1 pseudogene is annotated in these 254 nt (G+C 68.9%); it reads right to left on the minus strand.

Going from position 1 to position 254, the window contains the following annotated elements:
- Nucleotides 1–228, minus strand: a pseudogene (locus KZZ04_RS19985) (hypothetical protein); the annotation flags it as partial.
- Between the last annotated feature and the right edge of the window lie 26 nt (nucleotides 229–254).

Below are 254 nucleotides of genomic sequence, written 5' to 3' on the forward strand. Positions count from 1 at the left end.
GTTGGCGCCGGTCAGCATGCTGGCGAACTCGAACCCCCAGATCGTGGGTGCGCCGAAAGCGTAGCGCATCACGATCTCGAAGCAGGTCACCAGCACCAGCGGCACCAGGATCCACGCGGCAATCGCGCCGCTGACGCGCGCGGGAAATTCCAGCGCGCGGATCACGCGATCGAGCACGAACCCGTCAGGTGGCGAGCGGCGGCACGGTGCGGTAGCGGTCGGCGCCACGCCACAGCGCCTCGAACTCGTCCTGG

Source organism: Pseudoalteromonas sp. CR1, assembly GCF_019392235.1.
Lineage (GTDB): Bacteria > Pseudomonadota > Gammaproteobacteria > Enterobacterales > Alteromonadaceae > Pseudoalteromonas.